Raw genomic sequence first — 22873 nt, 5'->3', positions numbered from 1 at the left:
GGGCGATACCATCAAATCCGTGAAGCTTCACATACTTAAGTCGTGGTCCGGCCTCGGACTGGAAGGTTGAGAAACGCGCCCCGACGATGCAAGCTGCTGTCAAGAACCATGGTTCGGGACGGAGGAAGAATGTCAGACGCGCGCCCCTCGGCGGAAACCGATCCTGGTCTCGCCGTACGCGACCTGAGCTTTCATTATGGCGCCAAGGCGGCTTTGGATGCTGTCTCTTTTGACGTGTCGGCGGGGATGTTCTGCGGTCTGCTCGGTCCGAATGGGGCCGGAAAATCTACACTGGTGTCGCTGCTCACGCGATTGCTTGTGGCGCCGGACGGTGAAATCACGGTCGCGGGCCATGATCTGCGCCAATCCCCACGCAAGGCGCTGGCAAAGCTTGGCGTGGTCTTTCAGCAACCGACACTGGATCTGGGTTTGACGGTGCGCCAGAACATGGCCTATTTCGCAGCTCTGCATGGGTTGTCGCGATCCGAAGTCCCTGGCCGTATCGATGCGGCGCTGGATCGGCTGAACATGCGCGACCGCGCCGGGGAACGAGTGCGCGATCTCAATGGCGGTCATCGCCGCCGTATGGAACTGGCTCGTGCCCTGCTGCACGAACCTTCGGTGTTGCTGTTGGACGAACCGACCGTTGGGCTTGATGCCGCGGCTCGGCACGCGATAACCGACCATGTGCACGACCTGGCGGAACAGGGGCTGTGCGTCTTGTGGGCCACGCATCTGACAGATGAAATGCGCGACGACGACCAGCTGCTGGTTCTTCATCGCGGTCAGATTCTTGCCAGTGGGCAGGTGGGCCGCCTGCGGGGGGATCAAACACTGTCCGATTGGTTCCTGTCCCGAACCGAGGTCCCGACATGAACGGATTCCTGGGAGTCGCCCGCGCCATCATCGGACGCGAGTTTCTGCGTTTCATCCATCAACGCGAACGATTTCTGGCAGCTCTGGTCCGGCCAATGGTTTGGCTTTTGATCTTCGCAGCAGGGTTTCGCGCGGCCCTCGGTCTGTCGATCATTCCACCCTACCAGACCTATATCACTTACGAGACCTATATCGTCCCCGGCCTGTGTGCGATGGTTCTGTTGTTCAATGGGATGCAAAGCTCGCTCAGCCTTGTCTACGACCGCGAGATGGGCTCGATGCGCCTTCTGCTGACCAGCTCGTTCCCGCGCTGGTGGCTTTTGTTCTGCCGTCTGCTGGGATCAACGGTGATATCCATCCTGCAAGTCTATACGTTTCTCGCATTGGCCGCTGTGTTCGGCATTGTCCTGCCCCTACCCGGATATGTCGCGGTTTTGCCGGGGCTGGTTCTGGGTGGTCTGATGCTGGGCGCGCTGGGGCTGGTGCTGTCCAGTTTCATCAAGCAGCTGGAGAATTTTGCCGGGGTGATGAACTTTGTCATCTTCCCGATGTTCTTCCTGTCCTCCGCCCTTTATCCGCTGTGGAAAATGGCTGAAAGCTCGCCATTGCTGCGGGATATCTGTGCGCTCAATCCTTTCACGCATGTGGTCGAGTTGATCCGGTTTCTGCTTTACTTGCAGATCAACTGGGGGGCCCTGCTGTGGGTTCTGGCGTCAACCGCGATACTGAGCGCGATCGCCGTTTGGGGGTACGATCCGGCCCGGGGCCTGATGAGGCGGAAATCATGACGGCCGCGCCACAAACCGCAAAGCGGAGTCTGCTTCTGAAAACACGCTTGGGCCTTGGGGCCGTCGTGCTGGGATCAGGCACCCTGCTGGCGGCCGCAATCCTTTACTTCGGGATGCAGACCGTCGCCAGCCGCCTGGAAACGGCACTGGCATCGGAAACCCGCATGGCACGATATGCTGCTCTGTCGACCCAGGCGGCCACATTTCTTGTGATCGCAACCGAGTCGATACAGACCGGCCAAACGGTCGAGTCTCGACTCGATCGCCTTTCGCCGATCCAAGACCAAATTGGGGCAACGTTTCTGAACCTTCGTTCCGATGTGGAAGATGCCGTTGCCGCGGTTCAATCCCTGGGGCTGGACGAACAATCGCGATACGGAACCCAATCCCTGGGTCTGGCCAGAATGGAGGCGCTGCTGGCCAGCACGCTGGAAGGGCTAGCCGACGCAGACGCCGATCAGGCCCAGCTCCGCGCCTATGTCGACTCGTTTGCGTCGGCGTTTGATCCCCTTCTCAGCCAGGCGGTGAATACCGAGGTACTGTTTCGAAACTCCGTCATGGCGGGAATCGAAAGGACCCGCTGGGTTCTGACCTGGGCGGCACTGGCACTGGCACTGTTCGCCTTGCTCAGCACGGCGTGGTTCTATTTTGGCCTGGTGCGACCGCAGTTCTCTCGTCTGGATCGGCTGCGCAACGCGGCGGTTCAGGTCGGCCGATCCGAATTCGCAATTTCGCTGCCTCAAACCCGCAATGATGAGATCGGCCAGTTATATGGCGAGACCAACCGCATGGCCGCTGCATTGAGAAAACGCCAGGCCGAGGTTGACGCAGAATGGGCCCGGTTGAACGAGACCATTGCCCAGCGAACCTGCGAACTGAGCGCTGCAAATGAGTCCCTGTCCAAGATCGACGAAAACCGGCGCCGCTTTTTTGCTGATGTCAGTCACGAACTGCGCACACCGCTGACGGTCATCATGATGGAAGCTCAGATAGGCCAGAGGGATAACCAGAACGCGCCAGAGGCGTTGGCAACAATCGAAAGCAGCGCGGCAAAACTGAACCAGAGAATCGATGATTTGCTGCGCGTCGCCCGTTCCGAAACCGGTGAGCTGGCTCTGGAACCAACCAACGTTGCACTATGCGATCTGATGCAAACAGTTGTGAGCGACATTCAACCTGAAATCGACGGCGCCGACATGCAGCTTGAAACGGGCGACTTCCCGGATTGTTCGTTGCACTGTGACCTGAACTGGATTCGTCAGGTCCTGCTCAGTCTGATACGCAATGCGATCCGACATGCGCGGGACGGGAAGGCGTTGTTGCTGTCCGGTCAATCGGTTGATGGTGGCGTTCAAATACAGCTGACCGATAACGGCCCCGGAATTCCCGACGGCGCCCAAACCCGGATCTTCGAGCGGTTTGTACAAGGAGGGGCAGCAAACAGTCAGGGTTTCGGTGTCGGGCTGGCACTGGCCAGGTGGGTTATAGAGGCCCATGAAGGAACCATTTCGGTGGCAAGCCCGGTTCCGCGTGAAGACGCCTTGGGATCAAATGCCGGTACAAATGTCTGCATTCGACTACCACTGGCGGAGGCATAGAAAAATGGTCTCCAGACTGCTGATCATAGATGACGACCCCAGAATCACGTCGGCCCTTGTCCGGGGCCTGTCGCTGCACGGCTACTCAGCCGAGGCTGAAAACCGCGCCGACCAAGGGTTGGAGCGGTTGAAAAGCGGTGTATTCTCGGGCGCGATTGTCGATGTCATGCTGGGAACCGACAGTGGTATCGAACTGGTCCGGGCCGCGCGTCTTGCCGGGGTCGGAATCCCGATATTGATGTTGTCTGCCCTTTCCGATGTCGATCATCGTGCCGCCGGGCTTGAAGCCGGGGCCGATGATTACGTCATTAAGCCGTTCAGCTTTGATGAGCTTGTCGCCCGGTTGCAGGTACAGGAACAACGCGTGCTGTCTCAGCGCCCGGACCCCGCGCGCCTGTCGTCGCGGGACAGAACACTTTCGATCCGCGAGACACGCATTGCGCTCACCGAACGTGAATTCGAACTGCTCACACTGCTCAACAGCAAGGCCGGATCGCCAATATCCCGAGGAGAACTGTTTGACACGCTCTGGTCACAGGACGGGTCCAGTAACGAAAACGTGGTGGACGTCTACATCGGATATCTGAGAAAGAAATTGGGGTCGGATGATTTTGGATTTGAAATCAAAACCATACGCAATCAAGGCTTCTGCCTTCAGGGAACTGCTCCACTGTCAGATGACGCCTGAGTACCGACCAAAGTCTAAATCCTTCTTATGAATTAAGAGTCGCACGGGCGCATGAGACCTGCCACATTGCTCGCAAGCACATTCTAGGAGGAGGACCCTGATATGGCTTGGAACAGACCTGTTATTCGCGAAATCGAATGCGGCATGGAAATCAACATGTACGGCCCCGATCACGACGATGAGCGCGGTGGCGGCCTGATTTGATCAGCTGCAAGCGCCAACATTAAATGACGTTGCGCGCAATAATACTTGGGGCCGCTGCTGGCGGCGGCCTTCCGCAATGGAATTGCGGATGTGAAAACTGCAATCTGGCCCGAAGCGGACATATCCCGGCGCAGACGCAATCATCACTCGCGGTCTCACCCGATGGCCAGAACTGGGCCATCCTGAACGCGTCTCCGGATATTCGAACGCAGATCGGCAATACGCCTGTCCTGTATCCGTCCGGGTTGCGAGAGGTGCCGATTCAATCGGTGCTGGTGACAAATGGTGACATCGACCATGTGGCCGGCTTGCTGACGCTGCGCGAGATGCAGTCATTCACGCTGTTTGCAACCCAGAGCATTCAGGACGTCATCGCGCAGAACCCGATTTTCGACGCCTTGAACGCCTCGGTCGTGACTCGCGCGCCTATCTCGTTGAATCAGACGTTCGATCTGGTTCCCGGCTTGCAGGCAACATTGTTTTCGGTGCCCGGCAAAGTGCCTCTGTATCTGGAAGGGGAACATGTCGAAACCGAATTGGTTGGCGAACAAACCGTCGGAGTGGCGCTGAGCGCGCAGGGGAAGACGGCATATTACATACCGGGCTGTGCCGCATTGACGCCCGAGCTGCGCGCCCGACTTGACGAGGCCGATCTTTTGTTTTTCGACGGCACGCTTTGGCACGACACGGAAATGGTGCAGGCCGGGTTGGGTCAGAAAACGGGCAAGCGCATGGGCCATATGTCGATGGACGGCCCCGATGGATCGATCGCTGGTTTCGCCGATATGAAAATCGGCCGGAAAGTGTTCATCCACATGAACAACACCAATCCGGTTCTGCGCCCCGACAGCGCCGAGAACGCCCGGGCAAGGGCGAAAGGCTGGACGATAGGCCAGGATGGCATGGAGATAACGCTATGACCCAAAGCCACAAAGAGTTCGAGGCCCGACTTCGTCAGATCGGAGCCGAGCGTTACCACGACCTTCATCCGTTTCATCATCGCCTGCACGGTGGTCAATGCACGCCTGACGAAGTGCGGGCTTGGGTGATCAACCGCTACTATTATCAGCATTCCATCCCGATGAAGGACGCCGCCTTCATGTCGCGTGTAGAAGATCCTGCGCTGCGCCGAGCCTGGCGGTCGCGGATCGAAGATCATGACGGCACGGAAGACAACGAAGGTGGTATCCGGCGCTGGTTGCGACTGGCCGAAGCCGTCGGTCTGGATCCGGACTATGTCGCCTCATGCGACGGCGTATTGCCTGCCACCAGATTTGCGGTGGACGCTTACGTGCGATACGTCCGCGAAAAGTCGTTGCTGGAAGCGGTTGCGGCCTCACTCACTGAATTGTTTGCTCCCAAGATTCATGCCAACAGGATCGAAGGCCTGCTTCGGCATTACGATTTTGCGGATGACAGCTCGCTTGCCTATTTCCGCAACCGCCTGAAAGAAGCCCCGAAGGATGTGGCCTTTGGTCTGGCATGGGTATTGGATCATGCCGACACCGCTGAAAAACAGGACGCGGCAGCCAAGGCACTGATTTTCAAGACCGATGTCCTCTGGTCGCAGCTGGATGCCCTGTGGGGCGCCTATGTCGAACCTGCACGAATTCCTCCTGGGGCATGGAAGCCGGACACCGGTTTACGGATGCGGCAGGCGTCGTAATGTTGGCGCAGGAGGTCCCCTTGCTACCGCGTGGTGTCCGCATCCATTTCGATTCCGTGCGAGAACAATGGGTTCTGCTGGCACCTGAACGGGCCGTGACGTTGGATCAGATCGGACATGCGATTCTGAGCGAAGTTGACGGCCAACGCAGCTTTGGTCAGATCACCGCGAGACTGTCCAGGCAATACAACGCCCCGGAAGAACAGATTGTCGAAGACAGCTCGGGGTTTCTGGATGCCCTTCGGGCCCGTCGCTTTCTGGATGTCATCTGATGCAGGTAAAACCCCCTCCCCCCATTGCCATGCTGGCCGAGCTGACGCACAGATGTCCGTTGTCCTGCCCCTATTGCTCCAACCCAGTCGAAATGGCCAAACTCGACAATGAAATGGATACCGAAAGCTGGGCACGTGTTTTCAGAGAAGCGGCGGCACTTGGTGTCTTGCAATTGCATCTTTCCGGTGGCGAACCCGCATCCCGCCGCGATCTGGTTGCGCTGGTCAATGCCGCGCGTGAGGCCGGGTTGTACACCAACCTGATCACGTCTGCGATCGGCCTGTCCGAGCGACGCCTGTATGAGCTGGACGAAGTCGGCCTGGACCATATCCAGCTTTCTCTTCAGGGCACCGACGCCGCGATGGCGGATAAGGTAGGCGGCTATCGCGGCGGGTTTGACCGCAAGATGAAAACGGTCGAATGGATCAAGAAGATCGGGTTTCCGCTGACCCTGAACTTCGTGCTGCACCGTCACAATGCCTACCAACTGCCGCGGGCGCTGGAACTGGCACAGGAGATGGGTGCCCGGCGGATCGAAGTTGCAACAGTGCAGTTCCACGGCTGGGCCTTGCGGAACAGGGATGCGTTGATGCCGACGCGGGAACAGGCGCAACAGGTGACGCGACAGGTGGCCGAGGCCAGGAAAGACCTCAAGGGGCAACTGGTCATCGATTATGTTCCAGCAGACTATCACGACGACTACCCCAAGCGATGCATGGGCGGTTGGGGGACAACCGGGCTGAACGTGGCGCCAGACGGTCAGGTTCTGCCCTGCCATGCGGCACAGTCCATCCCGCATCTGACATTTGACCGGGTACAGGACAAACCGCTTGCGGATATCTGGTTCCATGGCAGCGCGTTCAATGCCTATCGCGGAACGGATTGGATGTCGGACCCGTGCAAAACCTGCGAACGCAAAACCATTGATTTTGGTGGCTGCCGCTGTCAGGCCATGGCCGTTATCGGAGACGCAAGCGCCACTGATCCGGTTTGCATCAAATCACCCCACCATCAGACCCTGCAAAACCAGGCAAACGAACATGCCGCCAAATCGGATGCACCCTTCACATATCGTACCGCACCCGGTGCGGCGAGAGAGCCTGCGGAATGACCCTAACCAAGAACCGCACCGCTGGGCCCGGGTACCAGGGTCAGGATCCGGTCGGAAAGCCGCCGTGCTTCGGGTTTGGAATGCGTCACGAACAGGGTCGCCGGGCGATGCCGCGTGATGAGGTCCTCGGTCAGAGTCAGCATCGTCTCGGCCGTTTCGGTATCCAGTGATACAAAAGGCTCGTCCATAATCAGAAATTCAGGCTGCCCGGCAAAGGCGCGCGCCAGAGAAAGCCGGCGCTGCTGACCCAATGACAATTGACCGGGAAACAAATCCCCCTTTCCGTCCAGGCCGACGTCTGACAGCGCGGCGTCAATGTCAGCCTTCGACAGGTCACCATGGATCAGGGCGAGATTATCGAAAGCCGAACGCCATGGCAGCAAAGTGGGTTCCTGAAACACAATGGCAAGCCGATCCGGCCGCACGATTTGGCCTTCGAAATCCGGGTCAATGCCTGCCACCAATCGCAGCAGCGTCGTCTTTCCGATGCCCGATGGTCCGGTCAGCGCGACCGTTTCCCCAGCGGCGATGTCAAATGCAATGGGGCCCAGAACGGCGTGGTGTTCAAAGCGCTTCCTTTGGATGTCAATTCGGATCATGCAGTTCTCCACCGTCGAGCATTGCGCTCCAAAGGTTGAAGAACCAGCCATTCGACAACCAGCATGACAGCAATGAACGAAAACGCGTAGACCAGCACCATTGCCACATCGAACAGCTGAAAATACAAATGGATCTGAAACCCGACACCGGATGAGCGCCCAAGAAACTCGACCACGAGGACGATTTTCCAGATCAGAGAAAGCCCGGACCGTGCGGCAGCTGCGATAAACGGGGCAAGCTGCGGCAGGATCACATGGCGCTGTCGCCTTTGCCACGGCATCCGGTAGACCCGTGCCAACGCATCCAGATCCGGGCTCAGCGCCCGGCCGCCCTCTCGGAGGATCGTTGCGACATTGGGGATTTTGTTCAGCGTAACCGCCGTGATCGCCGCAGCCTCGGTCAATCCGATCCAGAGGTAGCACAGCACGATCAGAACCAGCGCGGGCAGGTTCAGGAAGACAACCAGCCATGGATCAAGCCAGCGGTTCAGCGCATCCGACCGCCCCATGGCCAGGCCAATGATCGTTCCCAATGTCATTGCCAGCACGAACGCCCAGATCACGCGTGACAGGGTCGCGCCAAGGCTGCGCAGCAACTCTCCTGACGCAAGCTCTTGATGCAACCTGGGGATCAGGTCCCAGGGTTGCGGCAGTATCTGAGGGTCTGCGGTCAGCGACGCCGCAACAATCCACAAGGCCACAAGGCCTGCGATAGACAAAAGCGGCGTGAGGCGCGCATTTTGCATCTGATCCTATTCCACGTCAGCAAAAAGACCCTGCGGCACAGTCGTCGCAGCGCCCACCAGTTCAGCCCCGCCCAATTCGGTCATAAGTTCCAGCATCCTGTTGGCCGCGACCGCATCTACCGGGCGGCGATCGGGAATACCGGCGATCCAATCGAGCTTGAGTTGTTCAAATTGTGCATCGGACTTGACGTTCATCCGCGGTCTGATCGCCTCCCATGCCTCGGGCGAATTGGCCAGCAGGTCCTTGGCGTCGCGGCTGGCGGCAAACAGGCTTTGCGCAAGGTCGGGGTGTTCGTTCAGAAAACTCTCTTTCAGGTAATAGCCCAGCAAGGGCGTATTGGTGTCGAGCCCCAAGGCCTGCCCGGCATCCTCAACCGAGATCAGCTCTTTCATGCCGGACGCTTTCATCTTGGCCAGGAAATGCCAGAAATTGATCGCCCCGGCATAATCGCCGTTCAAAGCAGATTTGAAGATCAGAGGCGGCGCACCGAACACCTGTTCGGTGTCGGCTTTCAAGTCCATCCCGTATTCCTTTGCTGCAAATGCGCGCAGGATCAGCCAGGATTTATCCAGCGGTCCACCCGCGATGCCGATCTTGCCGCCCGACAGGTCCTTCAAACTGGTTGCCGGGCTGTCAGCGGGCACAACCACCCCGCCCACGGCTTTGGAATAAGGGATGAACACATAGTCCTTGCCGGCAGCCCTTTGACGCGCAACCCAAATCCAGTCGGCAACCGCCAAATCAGCCTCATCCCCCTCCACCGCGATACGCGTTGCGCCATTGTCGGCAAACGGTTGAACATCAAGGACAAAGCCATGTTTCCGATCCAGACCGTTCCGGCGAATGGTCTCAAGCTCCCAATTCACCGTTCCGATCTTGAGTACGGCCGCGCGAATGGTCGGCAGGGTTTCGGCGGCCAAAGCCCCCGAACTGAGTGCAAATGCAAGGCACGCGGCAAGAAGTTTGAACATGACCCGATCCCGTTTAATCGCTATTCCGCCTTTCGGCTGATTTCATTCAAGTCTTTGTCCAGTTTGATGTCGAACTGGTTGCCGCCCTTGCAGATGACATCGTCCAGATCGTAACCATCATCTTCAACCTCGATGTCATCCGGGTCCATCTGACACTCGACAGAGACAAGATAGGCCTCGATCTTTGCCACCGTTTCGGCGTCAATGTCGTCGGCGAAAGCCGGGGCCGCCAGAAGCCCGACGGTTATCAACATTCCAAATCTTTTCATGACGTTATCTCTCCGTTACTGAATACTCACCGTAATGCGTTGCGTGTCACCGGTGGAACCGGGGATGCGAATTTCATGACTGCCGGGTTTGATCGCGATAAACGACAATTCGGCGACGCCGGCCTTGTCAAACTCGATGCTGTCCACCGCCATAGGACGGATCTCGATCTTGTTGATCACGATCTCATTCATCCAGATCGCGCGAAAGAAAGACGGCCCCTCGATGGCCAATTCCGCCGAACCGTCAGCGGTGATCTCAAGCTTGTAATACGCGCCGGATTGCAGAACCACGTCCTCACCCAACGGTTGCCCCGAAGCAAGCGTCAGCTTGATGGTTTCCCCGCGGTTGCATTTCGCCAGAAGCCCGGCAAATCCCAGATCATCGCAAAGAGGTGCCGCCGATATCGGCCCACCGAGCGCCGCGACCATTGCCGCGATCATAAGTTTCTTCATTCCTGTCCCTCCCAGAACTTCAGTCAATGGTCACCACACCCCAGGGCTGTTGCCCGACCTGCACCGATTTGATCGCCTTTTCAGAGGCGACATCGATGATGGTGATGTCGTTTGAATTGCCATTCGTGGTCAGCAGATATTTTTCGTCCGGTGTGAAGTCCAACTGCCAGACCCGCTGCCCCACCAAGATATAGTCCAGCACTTCAAGACTTTGCGCGTCAACGACTGCAACCCGGTTTGCGGGCCCCAAAGCAACGAACAGGCGTTTGCCATCCGATGTCACCTTAGCACCGACAGGCTGCAACCATTCCGGCTGCACGCCCGCTACTTCGAAGCTGATCTTGCCGACAACCGTCGGCGTTCCGTCTTCTGCAATATCCATGACCGTGACGGTTCCGCCGATTTCCGATGTCACGAACAGGCGCTTTCCATCCGCTGTATACTGGGCATAGCGCGGGCGCTGGTCGACCAGGACATTATGCTTGATGGAATAATCCTCGGTGGAAATGAAATGCGCCATGTTGGTGGTCTCGGACGTGTTGACCACGAACTTGGCGTCGGGGCTGATCCCCATGCCCTCGGGCTCGACGCCGACCGGAACCTCGGCCAGAATGGTGCGGGTTTCAGTGTCGGTGACCGTCACCAGATTGTCGTCCTCATTGGCGATATAGAGCCGCTTGCCCGAGGGTTCGAGAATGAAAAGTTCGGGGTCCGGACCAGAGGGCAAACTGGGAAGTTCTTCATAGGTCTCTGTATCAAATACCCGGATGATATTGTCATCCGAGGCACAGACATACAGCGTGCCGCCATCCGGACTGACGGTGATCCCGCGCGGTCGGTTGCCGCCTGGAAATTCGGTGATCACCTCCCAGGTTTCGGTATCAACCACGGTAATCGTATTGCCCCGCTCGTTCGAGACAAAAGCCTTGCCCGCAAACACGGGACCCGCGGTCAGCGCAGCACAGGCAACAGTCAACAAAAGTCGTTTCATCAATACCTCCGGTTACTCAAATGCGCGGCAGCTGGATTCCGCCCGATCCAATCCCATCGTATCGAGCGGTGAGACCTGGTGCAGAAACCCCTCTTGCGGACTGACGCTGACAGTGATCGACCCGTCATACAGAAGGATCGGCTGACGCAACTGCCCGTTCCATTCGCGGAATGTCACTTTCTGTCCTTTGAATGCGGCAAGCTCAAACTCGTCCGACAGAGCATAATCCCGAACACCTTCGGGCTCTGCCGTACTGGCGCGGGTCACGGCCTCGCCGATCACGCGCAGTGCAAGCCAGGTGTTGTAGTCTTCGGGGCGGACATAACGGCCTGTCAGATCCTCGAAACGGGTCTGGAACTGGGTCGCGCCCCATGCCTCATGCGCGCCGTGAAACGTCGTCGGACGCAAGCCGCCTGACCCCATCACCGGGCGCGGAGTCCAAAGGTGATAGGACAGATAGCGCGCGAAATAATCAGTTTCGTCTGCGGCAATCACAACGTCATGGTCTCGCGCATCCTGCGTGTCCAATGGCAATTGGCGCTGAACAAGGACGTGACCGGAATCCGTTCTACGAGACCCACCGGTATCCGCAAAGGTTCGATCTTCTGCAATCTTCGCGCCGAACTTTTTGGCTGCGCGGCGATACGCGTCTGCAAGCTGGACATCCTCGGGGTTGGATCCCGCCAACAGGAACCAGTCGCCCCATTTCTTCCAGACGGCAAACTGTGCAACCGCATCGGCCTTCATGGCGCGGGACGGGGCGATATGAAGCAGGTTGCCCCGGCAGTTTGCGTCGCGAAGATCGACATCAGGTGCAGACACGTTGAAAACAAGCGCCCCGGACTCTGCCGCCTTGTCTGTCAGGCGCAACATGTCAGGCGCTTTGGCCAAAAGGACGATCAGGCGCACGCCTCCGGCAAGGATCTGGTCCATTGCGGCATCAGCTTCTTCCGGCGGAACGGCCATCGTGATGGTCTCGTAGGTATGTCCCAGAAATCCGCCCGTGGTTCCGTTATCCTCATCCCCAAGCGCGGCGCCGGCAAACCCCAGGTCGTCCGGTTTCAGATCATATCGCGAGATCGGCAGAAGCGACGGATAGTCGATCCGCAGCACCGCAGCCTTCACATCCAGCGCCGCGGCGGTCATCGCGGATGCACACCAAAGAAGCGCCGCAAGCAGCGGCAGCAGGCGAGTATTCAAGATGTCCTCCCGTTGCCTGAAAGTCAGAGTTCAGATTGAAACACCCGGAGCATAGCGCCCCGAAAAACGGAACCGATACTTTTGGCCGTGTTGTAAAACAAAGCCTATCAGCTTCATCATTGAGCTCGATTCTTATTTTATAAGAATGCGCGTATATGGTTGATCTTGCTGCGGTTTCCCGCGACACCCGCCGATTTTTCAGGGGATGTGACGGGTGACTGGCGAGGTGCGCCCGGCCGTCAGGTCTGACAGAAGAAACGCCGAGAGCGCGCAGCGTCTGCCAACGCTCTGCGCATTCAGGGAGGACATGGAATGCATCGACGATTTCTTCTTGCCGCAACCGCCGCTCTGCTGGTTCCGGGTCTGGTTTGGGCCCACGGGCCGACCCGGCAGAAAGTCACGCTGACTGCCGAGGTCGCAGCCTCACCAGAGGAAGTCTGGGCCGTTGTCGGGAACTTTGATGACATGTCGTGGCATCCGGCTGTGTTTGCGACCGAAGGAAACGGCGGCAACGAGGTCGATGCGACCCGATTGCTGACACTTGGCCAGGAAGGCGGTCCGACGATCAATGAAATTCTGTACAAGTACAGCGCGGAAAAAATGAGCTACTCCTACCGGATCACCGAGGTCGCGGTAGAGGTGCTGCCTGTCACCAACTATTCGTCGCATCTGACGGTAAAACCGCGCGACGGAGGTGGTTCGATCATCGAATGGCGCGGTGCCTTCTATCGCGGGTATCCAAACAACGATCCTCCGGCCGAGTTGAATGACGAAGCCGCCATTGCCGCCGTGACCGGCGTCTATCAGGCGGGTCTCGACGCGTTGATCGAGCGGTTCGGTGCGGCAAGTTAGCCAACTGCTGATGTTGTTTTTGGCGCTCTCTGGCAGCCCGACACTGGCACAGACAGCATTCATCACCTGTCAGAACGGTGAGGAACTAAGCCGGATGGATCTTGCGCGGATGCAGGAAACGGCCCGCTGGCCCCTTCCTGGCAAGCCTGCGGGTGTGGCGGTTGGTCTGGATGAGACGCTGTTCACCGTGTCCCCGGACAGCAAGATGGTCAGGCGTTTGTCTGCCGAGACCGGTGAAACGATCGCACAAGTTACGCTTGAAGGGGGGCCGATTGGAATCGCACTGGATCAGGATCGCGGGCGGGTTTTCGTCTCGGACTGGTACAACGCCCGACTGTGGGTGCTGGACAGTGAAACTCTGAAAGTTCAATCCGAGTTGCCCACTGGAGCCGCCCCGGCGGGTATTGCGATGTCGAAAGACGGGCGTTTTCTGGCGTCGGCCGACAAGGACGCGGACCAGGTGTCGGTTTTCGATGCCGACACTCTTCAGCCTCTGCACCGCAGCCCGGTTGGATCACGCCCCTTCGGGCTGCGTTTTGACCCGGATGGGCGTCTGTTCGTCGGCAATGTCGGCAACAATGATGTCAGCGTGGTCGATGCGGAAACTGGCGCCGTTCTCGCAACGGTCCCGGTCGGGGAACGCCCTTACAGCATCGCCTTCGCCCACGGCCGGGCGTTCGTCACGAACCAATATGCCAATACGCTCAGCGTCATATCTCTGGAGACGCTCGAACATGAGGGCGTGGTTGATGTTGGAGAATACCCCGAAGGCATTGATGCGACGGCGGGCGAAGATCTTCTGGTCATCGCAAACTGGTTCGACAACACCGTCAGCATCGTGGACCCGCAGGCACTGTCGGTGGTAGAAACTATGGAAACCTGTGATGGGCCCCGTGCCTTTGGCAGGTTCCTGCAAGGAGGACGACCATGAAAGTTTCTCATCTGATTACAGTCCTGTTCTGTGTGCTGGCGGCTCCGGTTTGGGCATCCAACGAGGCATGGGAAAATGTCCGAGCGATGTTGTATGGCGACCGACTGATGCAAAACGGAGATGCGTTCATCGCGATTGATGCCCCCTATCGCACGCCCGATGATGCGCGGGCTCAACTGGCGGCTCAGGTTGCGGCCCCTCGGGGAACGAAAGTGGCCAAGGTGACGTTGGTGCTGGACGAAAACCCGATGCCGGTTTCTGCCGTGTTCGAGTTGGAAGAACCATTGCCGGGTTTCTACTTCGACGTGACCATGCGCGTGAACGGCCCGACCCCGATGCATGTCATCGCCGAAACCACGGATGGCCGCCTTTGGGTATCGGAAACTTTCGTCAAAACCTCGGGCCTTGGCGCTTGCGCGGCACCTCCCGGAACTGATCCGGAACTGGCGTTGGCAAACCTTGGAACGATGGAGGCCGAACTGGTGGGCCGCGTCCCTGCGTTGAACACGCGGGCACGATTGTCCAGCCTGGGGGCGAACCGGGCCAACAAGATGGATCTGAACATTGATCACCCGTCGCATTCCGGAATGCAGATGGATCAGATTTCCCTGCTGTTCATCCCGATGCGATATGTAGAGACCGTGGATATCGATCTTGATGGCGCGGGGTATGTCCAGATGACGGGGTCGATTTCACTGTCCGAAAACCCAAGGGTCGGCATTTCCGTTCCAAGCAGGGCGCAAGCGGTTGACGTGACCATGACGGATACGGACGGCACGGTCAGTCACTTACACAAAAAACTGGCGGGTTTTTAGATCAGCCGCCTCCGGCAACGGGCTGGCCCGGGGCTGGCTTTACCCGTTCCAGCGGATAGCCCCACAAGGCCCAGCCGTCGGTACCTTCCGGGAACCAATAGACTTTGGTGTATCCCCATTCGATTGCGCGTCGGGCGGCATTCCAGCTCATCCAGCAATCTTCTAGACAAAAGAACACGAGACCGTGGTTGATATCGCCATCGGTGCTGGCCTCTAGACCGGTACGAAAATAGTCTGTCGTAACATCGGCAATTGCGCCGTAGCCGACATTGGGCAACCACAGTGATCCCGGAATGCTGTCGCGCGGCTTGTCGCGCCAGATCGTGCCTTCAGGCAGATTGGCCGGTTTGGGAGGCTGCGGCAAAACGTCGATGAACGCGACGCTTTGTTCCTGCCATAGGCCGTACGCCTCTTCCGGGCCGATGACCGTCCCGCCGGTTATCTGATCCGGCACCGGCGCGCGGTAGTGGTCCATGCGATAATCACTTGGTTCGGGTACTGTCTGCGCTATTGCGGCAGTCGAGATCAACGCAATTGCCACCGTTGCCCGCATCATTGCGACAGGTCCAGAACCTCTGTCCCCAGATCATTCACCAAGGGAACACCGGCCTCGGCCAATAACGAATTGATCCCGCCCTGGTTACGCCGGATCAGGGAATTCAGCTGTCTTTGCCATACCTTCTCACCCTGCCGCACGCCCATGGTGATGCGATAGAACAGGCGCGGTGGCAGCTCTTCCTTGACCAGCGGGATCACCTTGAAATCAGGATAGTCTGCCTTGACCAGTGGTCCGCCCAGCGGACCCCAAAGAATGGCCGCATCGATCTCACCTGTTTGCAGGTCATCCAGCATGTCGATGGCCGGGCTTTCCACACGTCGGTCAACGAAGAGGTTATAAGGCTTGGCTTGCCCGATCAGCCCGTTCCGCGCCATATGAGCCGCGGGTGGTGTACCCGCCACGATCCCGATCCGTTTCCCTTTGAGCAGGGGATCTTTCAGCCTGTCCACCTGGGCCAGATCACTGTCCATCGGCACGATCAGCGCATAGGCGGACGTGTAGTAGTGGTTGGTGTTCTGCACCAGCTCATGACCTTGCGCATAACCGATCACCACATCGCAACGTTTGGCGGCCAGCGTGTTCCGTATGAAGCCCGTTGCCTGCGGAAACCAGACATATTGCACGGGCAATTCCAGCTTTGCGGCAATCAATTCGGCCAGTTTGTTTTCAAATCCCGATCCATCCTCGGATGACATGGGATAGTTGGCTGGATCCGCACAGACGCGAAAAGCCGTTCTTGAAACCAGGTCAGACGTCTGCGCCGACACGGGCACTGCCTGACAAAGCCAGACGCAAAGTCCGAAAATCGGCAGGTAGGCCTTAGCCCATACACGCATCTTCATCCTCGCGGATCACGTCGGATTTCGCCTCTTTCTTGGGCGGGCGGCCACGCGGGATCGCGCCCGATCCATGAGCCTTCAAGTATACATAGATGTCATCCAGAAAGCACATCACATTCGGGTTGTCGCCAAATCCCGGCATTACCGAGTTTTCAGCGGCGTTCACCACCTGGCGGCCATTGGTGACGACATCAACGAAGTCGTAATAATCCATTTCCAGCGCAGACTCTTTCAGAGCCGGCGCATAGGTCGAGCCCTCGCCATCCGGGCCGTGACAGACATGGCATTCCGCGTGATAGCGCCGGAAGCCCGAAAATGTCATCCAGTCTACGGTTCCATCCTCGGCCACGTTGAATGTCGGGATATCGTCTTCGGTGTAATACCGTCCATCTTCGGAATACGCGACTGCCAGATTGTCAGCGATCGCGGCAACAGGAAGGCACAATGCAAGAATTGATGCCAGAAGACGTACAGAATGGTTCATGGAACGCTCGTTTCTTTTCAAGTGAATACCGGCGCGGCCCTATTGAACCGCGCCGGCCAGATCTTTGGCTTAGTTCGGCAATGCGAACACGGTGAGCTGACCGCCCAGCGCGGTATAGTCGCTGAGTGCGGCATAGCCACCCACGGCGCCCAGACCGTCATTCGGGTTGGTCAAACCAGCCGCCAGACCGATACCGGCCCAGCCACCGACACCGGACAGGATGCCGATATACTGCTTGCCACCTTGCTCGTACGTCATCACGTTGCCGATGATGCCAGAGGGCGTTTTGAACTTGTACAGTTCTTCACCTGTTTCTGCATGAACAGCCTTCAGATACCCTTCGAGCGTTCCATAGAAGACAACGTCACCCGCTGTCGCCAGCGCACCCGACCAGACCGAGAACTGCTCTGGCAGTGACCACTTGATGCTTCCATCAGTGTTGTCCCAGGCAATGAAGTTGCCCATGCCACCATGGCTGTCTGGTGCCGGATACATCGCCAGAGTTGCACCCACATAGGGCTGACCAGCGGTATAGGACACGCGGAACGGCTCATAATCCATGCAGACATGGTTGGTTGGCACATACATCAACTGAGTCTTCGGCGAATAGGCCGCAGGCTGTTGGTCCTTGGTGCCCAAAGCCGCCGGGCAGATACCGGTCGAGTTCACGTCCTCGCCGTTCTGTTCCGTCGAATACTGCGCAACCACGGCCGGGCGGCCATAGGTTTCGCTGTTGGGATCCATGTCGACGCCAGTTGTCCAGTTCACAACCGGGTCGAATTTTTCGGCCACCAGCAGCTCGCCCGTCACGCGGTCCATGGTGTAACCAAGACCGTTGCGGTCGAAATGGGTCAGCAGTTTGCGCTGCTCGCCATCAATTTCCTGTTCCGTAAGGATCATTTCATTGATGCCGTCATAGTCCCATTCGTCATGCGGCGTCATCTGGTAGAACCATCTTGCCACGCCGGTGTCGATGTCACGCGCCATGATGGTCATGGACCAGCGGTTGTCGCCCGGACGCTGCGCCGGGTTCCAGGTCGACGGGTTCCCGGTGCCATAGTACATCAGGTTCTCGTCCAGATCCGCGGAATACCAGCCCCATGTGGTGCCGCCGCCGATCTTCCACTGATCGCCTTCCCAGGTGTTTGTACCCGAGTCCGCGCCAACCGGCTTACCCAGATGGGTGGTCTTTTCCGGATCAACAAGAATGTCCGAATCCGGCCCCATGGAATAGGCCCGCCAGACCTGCTCGCCCGAGTTCATGTCATAGGCCGTAACAGACCCGCGCACACCGAATTCGCCACCCGAGATACCGACGATGACCTTGTCCTTGATTGGCAACACCGTGGCCGTGTTGGTTTCACCAATCGCCGGGTCGCCATTCTGGACTTCCCAGACGACATCGCCGGATTTGGCATCAAGCGCCACAACCTTGGTGTCGGCCTGATGCAGGAAGATCTTGCCATCCGCATAAGCCACACCGCGGTTCACCGTGTCACAGCACATGACCGGAATCACGTCCGGATCCTGCTTGGGCTCATACTTCCAGACGATTTTGCCCTCATTTGCCAGATCCAAAGCATAGACAATGTTCGGGAACGGCGTGTGGACATACATCATGTCACCAATCACCAGCGGTGAACCCTCGTGCCCGCGCAGAACACCGGTCGAGAAGGTCCACGCCACTTGCAGATCACCTACATTGTCTGCGTTGATCTGATCCAGTTCGGAATAGCGCTGATTTTTGTAGTCACCCGTCTGGATCGCCCATTGTTTTGCGTTCTCCATCTGGGCAACCAGGTCGTCATTTGCATAGGCCGTGGTGGCCAGTGCAATGGCAATCCCGGAGGTCCAAAGCGATAGATTTTTCATTCAATCTCCTCCCTTTCGTGCAGCGATCTCTCTCTGCATTGCAACACCTCACCCAGGTCGGATTACGGTGTCTGTTGATGCTCGCCCCGACCGACGGTTTTCCGGTCGCTTAGGTGGGAGAGCAATGCGATCTCCTACGACCCGCTGTCCTCAAAGGTCGCAAGATATGCTATGATGTTGGCCCGATCGTCCTCTTTTCGCAGCCCGGCGAAGGTCATCTTGATCCCCTTCGCGTAGTCGCGCGGTTTCGTCAGAAACGCGTCCAGTTCTTCGGGTGTCCAAACCAGCCCTTCTTCGGACAGCGAAATCAACACCGGTGAATAGCCAAATCCTTCTACGGTTGCGGCCTGACGTCCAACAATGCCGTTCAGCATCGGCCCCACCTTGTTTTCAGCCCCCTCGCCCACCGCATGGCAGGCCTTGCACTTGCGAAAGACTTTCTCACCCGCTTCGGGGTCGCCTTCGGCACTTGCGAAGGCGGGGGAAAGCATGAGGCAGGTTGCTGCGAATACCGTTCTGATCACTATCAATCTTTCCTTGCTATTTTCATTGGCTGAGACGTTCCGCGTGCCATTCGACATGGTCGCGCGCAAAACTGTTCACGAAGAAATACGAATGGTCATACCCTTCCTGAATTCTGATCTGTCCGGGCTGGCGGCGCTTTGCCATCATGTTGGCCAACGCTTCGGGTTTGAGCAGATCAAGGAACTGATCATCCGCGCCCTGATCAATCAGCAGGTCACCTTTCCAGCCGTGCTCTTCCAGCAGCAGGGTGGCGTCATGCGCGACCCAGGTGTTTTCGTCGTCACCCAGATAGCTGCTGAGCTGTTTACGGCCCCAATCCGACCGCGTCGGGTGCGCAATCGGCGCAAATGCCGAAAGAGACCCGAATTTGTCGGAGTTGCGTATCGCGATCGTAATCGCACCGTGCCCACCCATGGAATGGCCCGTGATCCCGTGACGATCCTGCACAGGGAAATTCTTTAGTACGATGTCGCGCAGTTCGTCGACGATGTAGTCATACATCCTGAAATGGGCCCGCCACGGGTCCCGGGTGGCGTTCACGTAAAACCCGGCCCCCTGCCCCAGATCATAGGCGTCATCATCGGCAACATTGTCACCACGCGGGGACGTATCGGGAAACACAACCGCAACACCGTAATCCGCGGCCGCCTCCTGAAATCCGCCTTTGGTCATCGCGTTTTCATGGGTGCAGGTCAGGCCGGACAAGTACCACAACACCGGCACCGGGCCGGATTTGGCCTGAGGCGGCAGGTAGACGGCAAAGGTCATCTCGCAATCACAGGTCTCGGACGCGTGGGAGTACACGGTCTGCTCCCCTCCGAAACTGCGGTTTTGCGAGATGGTTTTCAAACCCATGTCAGTACTCCACGACCGCGCGGATCGATTTACCCTGGTGCATCAGGTCAAAGCCGTGGTTGATTTCATCAAGCGTCAGCTTGTGCGTGATCATGGGGTCGATCTCGATCTTCCCGGCCATGTACCAATCCACGATCTTCGGAACATCCGTCCGGCCCTTGGCACCGCCGAACGCGGTTCCGCGCCATGACCGGCCGGTGACCAGCTGGAACGGACGCGTTGAAATCTCGGCGCCAGCGGGTGCCACACCGATGATGATGCTTTCACCCCAACCTTTGTGTGCGCATTCCAAAGCGGTCCGCATCACGCCGACATTGCCAGTCGCATCAAAGGTATAATCCGCACCGCCGCCGGTCAGTTCGACCAGATGCGCCACGATATCACCGCTGACGTTCGAGGGGTTCACGAAATCGGTCATACCGAAATGAGTCGCCATTTCGGCCTTGCCGTCATTCAGGTCGACACCAACGATCTGATCACAGCCCGCCATGCGACAGCCCTGAATGACGTTCAGGCCGATCCCGCCCAGACCAAAGACCACGCAACGCGAACCAATTTCGACCTTGGCGGTGTTGATAACGGCCCCGATGCCGGTGGTCACGCCGCAGCCGATGTAACAAATCTTGTCAAACGGCGCATCCTTGCGCACCTTGGCCAGTGCAATCTCGGGCACCACGGTGTGATTGGCAAAAGTCGAACAGCCCATGTAGTGGTGGATCGGTGTGCCATCCAACATGCTGAACCGGGTCGTTCCATCCGGCAACAGACCGGCACCCTGAGTCGCCCGCACTTTCTGACACAGGTTTGTCTTGGGGTTCAGGCAATATTCGCATTCGCGGCACTCGGGTGTGTACAGCGGTATCACGTGATCGCCGACGGCTAAGCTGGTAACGCCTTCCCCGATCTCCAGAACAACCCCGGCACCCTCATGGCCCAAAATTGCAGGGAAAATCCCTTCGGGGTCATCTCCGGAACGGGTAAACTCATCCGTATGACATAGACCGGTCGCCTTGACCTCGATCAGGACTTCACCTGCTTTCGGGCCGTCCAGCTCAACCTCCATGATTTCCAGAGGTTGGCCTGCCGCCACAGCAACCGCCGCGCGTGTTCTCATCTCCGTCTGTCCTCCCATGGCACCGGAATCAACCGCAGTCCGGCAGCTTGGGTCGAGTATGGGGGCGAGCACCACGTGCAAACAATTAAGACAATGGTGTGTATTGGGTTGAATGGACTTCGCGCGCACATTTCATGCATGATGTCCGCGTGGAGGAAAGCTGTGATGTCAAACGGCAAGCTGATTGTTTTGGCGCTGGCCTGTCTGGGTGCGGCTGGCCCTGGCTTGGCTGCGGATTTCTCCGATCCAACATGGCCGTGCATTCAGCGCAAGGTCGAGGACCTGTCGCTGGGCCTCATGTGGCCGTATCAGGTTGTTGACGGCGAAACCGCTAAAAACACTGCCGACATCGACGAAATCGCCGGGCTGTTGGCCCTGAGGCGGATCGAACTGGAAGACCTTCGGCCCCAGGTTGCAGAGTTCGCCGCGCGGTACAATGGGGATCCGGATATTCTGGGTCAGGTGTTCCAGCGCGTCTTTGACACCTTGTCCAAAAGGCGCAAGCACATCATCGCGGGGATCGGAGAGTTTTCGCTGAAGCAGATCGATCTGGCCGAAAAGATTGATCTGGCCAGGGTGGAAATGGACCAAGCCCTGTCTTCCGACCCGCCCGACCATGACCGCGTTGACGCCCTGGAAGAGCAATTGGATTGGGATCAGCTTATCTATTCTGACCGTCAACGCTCGATCACCTATCTGTGTGAAACGCCGCAAATCATCGAGCGGCGCCTGTTCGCGATTTCGCAAATGCTGCAACAATTGACCTCAGACCAGGGTTGACGCAGCGCCCTCGGGGGCAAGAAGGGACACATGAAACACGTATTGATCATCTTTCTGACGCTGTCGCCCCTCTCGGCCCTGGGCCAGTCCCCGCTCAGCGGCGTTGACATGACCCTGCCCAAAATGACCCAAGCGCAAATGACCCGCGCCGATGTCGTGGCCCAGCTTGCGGCTGCAACGGCCGACGCCCCTGCCGATTTCACCCGGGTCTGGCTGAACAATCTCGACTTGTCCGGGTTGGATTTCAGCAACGCAATCCTGCGGGCGACGTCATTGAACGGCACCAATTTGTCGGGATCCACTCTGGACGGCGCGATTCTCAGCCAATCCTGGATGATCGGCGCCAACCTTTCAGGCGCATCGCTTGTCGGGGCCGAGCTGTTCCAGACCCAGCTCAGCCGGGCGGATCTGAGCGATACGGATTTCACAAATGCCAGAACAGCCGCCGATTTCACCAAGGCCAATCTGAACCGGGCAGTATTCAAAGGGGCGGATTTTTCGGCCGACATGCGCAACCAATCCATGGGGCTTATGCGCGGTGTTCTGTCCTCGGCTCGTGGATCGGACGTGGATTTCACTGATGCGCAAATGTCCCGCGCCGATCTGGAATTTGCCAAATTGCCTAACGCCAATTTCACCAATGCCGATTTGTCGATGGCTACATTGGGCGGGGCTGACCTGACAGGGGCCACTTTGTCCGGTGCCGATTTTACGAACGCCGATTTGACGGCGACGCGGCTGACTGCTGTTCAGGGCGCAGATCAGGCCAATCTGAACGAAGCGAAAAACGTGGATCGGGCCATTCGCTGACCG

The 22873-nt window shown here is 58.1% G+C and carries 28 protein-coding genes; 14 read left to right on the top strand and 14 right to left on the bottom strand.

Features of this window, described 5'->3' with window-relative positions; genetic code table 11:
• The first annotated feature begins 129 nt into the window (after window positions 1-129).
• The 9 genes from ACR0LI_RS16950 (at window position 130) to pqqE (ending at window position 7204) form a co-directional block, all read left to right on the top strand.
• A complete protein-coding gene (locus ACR0LI_RS16950; protein ID WP_171637160.1) occupies window positions 130-876 on the top strand; it encodes an ABC transporter ATP-binding protein in 747 nt (248 codons plus the stop codon).
• Window positions 873-1664 (top strand): ABC transporter permease, encoded by a 792-nt coding sequence (locus ACR0LI_RS16945; protein WP_480718904.1) that lies wholly within the window; start codon window positions 873-875, stop codon window positions 1662-1664. The genes ACR0LI_RS16950 and ACR0LI_RS16945 overlap by 4 nt, the downstream gene beginning before the upstream one ends.
• A complete protein-coding gene (locus ACR0LI_RS16940) occupies window positions 1661-3262 on the top strand; it encodes a sensor histidine kinase (protein WP_480488509.1) in 1602 nt (533 codons plus the stop codon). The genes ACR0LI_RS16945 and ACR0LI_RS16940 overlap by 4 nt, the downstream gene beginning before the upstream one ends.
• A 4-nt stretch (window positions 3263-3266) precedes the next feature.
• The gene (locus ACR0LI_RS16935) at window positions 3267-3950 is read left to right on the top strand and encodes a response regulator transcription factor (protein WP_171637164.1); all 684 of its coding nucleotides are present in this window, start codon (window positions 3267-3269) and stop codon (window positions 3948-3950) included.
• A 102-nt stretch (window positions 3951-4052) separates the two neighbouring features.
• Entirely contained in the window at window positions 4053-4154 is a 102-nt protein-coding gene (gene pqqA, locus ACR0LI_RS16930; RefSeq protein ID WP_117873022.1) for a pyrroloquinoline quinone precursor peptide PqqA, read from the top strand.
• A 23-nt stretch (window positions 4155-4177) separates the two neighbouring features.
• The gene (gene pqqB / locus ACR0LI_RS16925; RefSeq protein ID WP_171723911.1) at window positions 4178-5074 is read left to right on the top strand and encodes a pyrroloquinoline quinone biosynthesis protein PqqB; all 897 of its coding nucleotides are present in this window, start codon (window positions 4178-4180) and stop codon (window positions 5072-5074) included.
• Entirely contained in the window at window positions 5071-5820 is a 750-nt protein-coding gene (pqqC, locus tag ACR0LI_RS16920; protein WP_171723912.1) for a pyrroloquinoline-quinone synthase PqqC, read from the top strand. The genes pqqB and pqqC overlap by 4 nt, the downstream gene beginning before the upstream one ends.
• On the top strand, window positions 5820-6092 hold the full coding sequence (pqqD, locus tag ACR0LI_RS16915; protein ID WP_171723951.1) for a pyrroloquinoline quinone biosynthesis peptide chaperone PqqD: 273 nt from the start codon (window positions 5820-5822) through the stop codon (window positions 6090-6092). The genes pqqC and pqqD overlap by 1 nt, the downstream gene beginning before the upstream one ends.
• Window positions 6092-7204, top strand: coding sequence for a pyrroloquinoline quinone biosynthesis protein PqqE (gene pqqE / locus ACR0LI_RS16910; RefSeq protein ID WP_171723913.1), 1113 nt, complete (start codon window positions 6092-6094; stop codon window positions 7202-7204). Before pqqD ends, pqqE begins: the two co-directional genes overlap by 1 nt.
• Before the next feature lie 2 nt (window positions 7205-7206).
• Here the strand turns inward: pqqE and ACR0LI_RS16905 are convergent, their stop codons facing one another.
• Genes ACR0LI_RS16905 through ACR0LI_RS16875 form a run of 7 tightly spaced genes read right to left on the bottom strand, consistent with a single transcriptional unit; the run spans window position 7207 to window position 12380 of the window.
• Complete coding sequence (locus tag ACR0LI_RS16905) at window positions 7207-7803, bottom strand: ABC transporter ATP-binding protein (RefSeq protein ID WP_171637170.1); 597 nt, start codon at window positions 7801-7803, stop codon at window positions 7207-7209.
• Window positions 7800-8549, bottom strand: a complete 750-nt coding sequence (locus ACR0LI_RS16900) for an ABC transporter permease (protein WP_480718903.1) — start codon at window positions 8547-8549, stop codon at window positions 7800-7802. The genes ACR0LI_RS16905 and ACR0LI_RS16900 overlap by 4 nt, the downstream gene beginning before the upstream one ends.
• A 6-nt stretch (window positions 8550-8555) precedes the next feature.
• Window positions 8556-9521, bottom strand: a complete 966-nt coding sequence (locus ACR0LI_RS16895) for an ABC transporter substrate-binding protein (protein ID WP_480718902.1) — start codon at window positions 9519-9521, stop codon at window positions 8556-8558.
• A gap of 20 nt (window positions 9522-9541) precedes the next feature.
• On the bottom strand, window positions 9542-9790 hold the full coding sequence (locus tag ACR0LI_RS16890) for a PepSY domain-containing protein (RefSeq protein ID WP_171637177.1): 249 nt from the start codon (window positions 9788-9790) through the stop codon (window positions 9542-9544).
• A 15-nt stretch (window positions 9791-9805) separates the two neighbouring features.
• A complete protein-coding gene (locus ACR0LI_RS16885; protein ID WP_171170174.1) occupies window positions 9806-10243 on the bottom strand; it encodes a cupredoxin domain-containing protein in 438 nt (145 codons plus the stop codon).
• A gap of 19 nt (window positions 10244-10262) precedes the next feature.
• The gene (locus ACR0LI_RS16880; RefSeq protein ID WP_171205913.1) at window positions 10263-11234 is read right to left on the bottom strand and encodes a YVTN family beta-propeller repeat protein; all 972 of its coding nucleotides are present in this window, start codon (window positions 11232-11234) and stop codon (window positions 10263-10265) included.
• A 12-nt stretch (window positions 11235-11246) separates the two neighbouring features.
• On the bottom strand, window positions 11247-12380 hold the full coding sequence (locus ACR0LI_RS16875; RefSeq protein WP_480620464.1) for an ABC transporter substrate-binding protein: 1134 nt from the start codon (window positions 12378-12380) through the stop codon (window positions 11247-11249).
• Window positions 12381-12746: 366 nt separating this feature from the next.
• Here ACR0LI_RS16875 and ACR0LI_RS16870 point away from each other — a divergent pair, with 366 nt between their 5' ends.
• Genes ACR0LI_RS16870 through ACR0LI_RS16860 form a run of 3 tightly spaced genes read left to right on the top strand, consistent with a single transcriptional unit; the run spans window position 12747 to window position 15032 of the window.
• On the top strand, window positions 12747-13286 hold the full coding sequence (locus ACR0LI_RS16870; protein WP_171637179.1) for an SRPBCC family protein: 540 nt from the start codon (window positions 12747-12749) through the stop codon (window positions 13284-13286).
• Window positions 13273-14217 (top strand): YncE family protein, encoded by a 945-nt coding sequence (locus ACR0LI_RS16865; RefSeq protein WP_348539547.1) that lies wholly within the window; start codon window positions 13273-13275, stop codon window positions 14215-14217. Before ACR0LI_RS16870 ends, ACR0LI_RS16865 begins: the two co-directional genes overlap by 14 nt.
• Window positions 14214-15032, top strand: a complete 819-nt coding sequence (locus tag ACR0LI_RS16860) for a quinoprotein dehydrogenase-associated SoxYZ-like carrier (RefSeq protein WP_480620435.1) — start codon at window positions 14214-14216, stop codon at window positions 15030-15032. The genes ACR0LI_RS16865 and ACR0LI_RS16860 overlap by 4 nt, the downstream gene beginning before the upstream one ends.
• A gap of 1 nt (window position 15033) precedes the next feature.
• Here the strand turns inward: ACR0LI_RS16860 and ACR0LI_RS16855 are convergent, their stop codons facing one another.
• The 7 genes from ACR0LI_RS16855 to ACR0LI_RS16825 all read right to left on the bottom strand — a co-directional run bounded on the left by ACR0LI_RS16855 (window position 15034) and on the right by ACR0LI_RS16825 (window position 21280).
• Window positions 15034-15588 carry a PQQ-dependent catabolism-associated CXXCW motif protein gene (locus ACR0LI_RS16855; protein WP_480490866.1) on the bottom strand — a complete coding sequence of 185 codons (555 nt, stop codon included), beginning with the start codon at window positions 15586-15588 and terminating at the stop codon, window positions 15034-15036.
• On the bottom strand, window positions 15585-16427 hold the full coding sequence (locus tag ACR0LI_RS16850) for a substrate-binding domain-containing protein (RefSeq protein ID WP_480490867.1): 843 nt from the start codon (window positions 16425-16427) through the stop codon (window positions 15585-15587). Before ACR0LI_RS16850 ends, ACR0LI_RS16855 begins: the two co-directional genes overlap by 4 nt.
• Window positions 16411-16914, bottom strand: a complete 504-nt coding sequence (locus ACR0LI_RS16845; protein ID WP_171637183.1) for a c-type cytochrome, methanol metabolism-related — start codon at window positions 16912-16914, stop codon at window positions 16411-16413. Before ACR0LI_RS16845 ends, ACR0LI_RS16850 begins: the two co-directional genes overlap by 17 nt.
• 69 nt (window positions 16915-16983) lie before the next feature.
• On the bottom strand, window positions 16984-18786 hold the full coding sequence (xoxF5, locus tag ACR0LI_RS16840; protein ID WP_171637184.1) for a lanthanide-dependent methanol dehydrogenase XoxF5: 1803 nt from the start codon (window positions 18784-18786) through the stop codon (window positions 16984-16986).
• A gap of 134 nt (window positions 18787-18920) precedes the next feature.
• Entirely contained in the window at window positions 18921-19277 is a 357-nt protein-coding gene (locus ACR0LI_RS16835; protein ID WP_171637185.1) for a c-type cytochrome, read from the bottom strand.
• 55 nt (window positions 19278-19332) lie between these two features.
• On the bottom strand, window positions 19333-20166 hold the full coding sequence (gene fghA / locus ACR0LI_RS16830; protein WP_216598307.1) for an S-formylglutathione hydrolase: 834 nt from the start codon (window positions 20164-20166) through the stop codon (window positions 19333-19335).
• Between the two features lies 1 nt (window position 20167).
• Window positions 20168-21280 carry an S-(hydroxymethyl)glutathione dehydrogenase/class III alcohol dehydrogenase gene (locus tag ACR0LI_RS16825; RefSeq protein WP_480718901.1) on the bottom strand — a complete coding sequence of 371 codons (1113 nt, stop codon included), beginning with the start codon at window positions 21278-21280 and terminating at the stop codon, window positions 20168-20170.
• 165 nt (window positions 21281-21445) lie between these two features.
• Here ACR0LI_RS16825 and ACR0LI_RS16820 point away from each other — a divergent pair, with 165 nt between their 5' ends.
• Both ACR0LI_RS16820 and ACR0LI_RS16815 read left to right on the top strand, forming a co-directional pair.
• The gene (locus tag ACR0LI_RS16820; protein ID WP_171637189.1) at window positions 21446-22060 is read left to right on the top strand and encodes a hypothetical protein; all 615 of its coding nucleotides are present in this window, start codon (window positions 21446-21448) and stop codon (window positions 22058-22060) included.
• 30 nt (window positions 22061-22090) lie between these two features.
• The gene (locus tag ACR0LI_RS16815) at window positions 22091-22870 is read left to right on the top strand and encodes a pentapeptide repeat-containing protein (protein ID WP_480718900.1); all 780 of its coding nucleotides are present in this window, start codon (window positions 22091-22093) and stop codon (window positions 22868-22870) included.
• The last annotated feature ends 3 nt before the right edge of the window (window positions 22871-22873 follow it).

Source organism: Ruegeria sp. CL7 (genome assembly GCF_056536445.1).
Note: the sequence above shows the minus strand (reverse complement) of the source record. Positions and strands in the feature narration are given on the sequence as shown.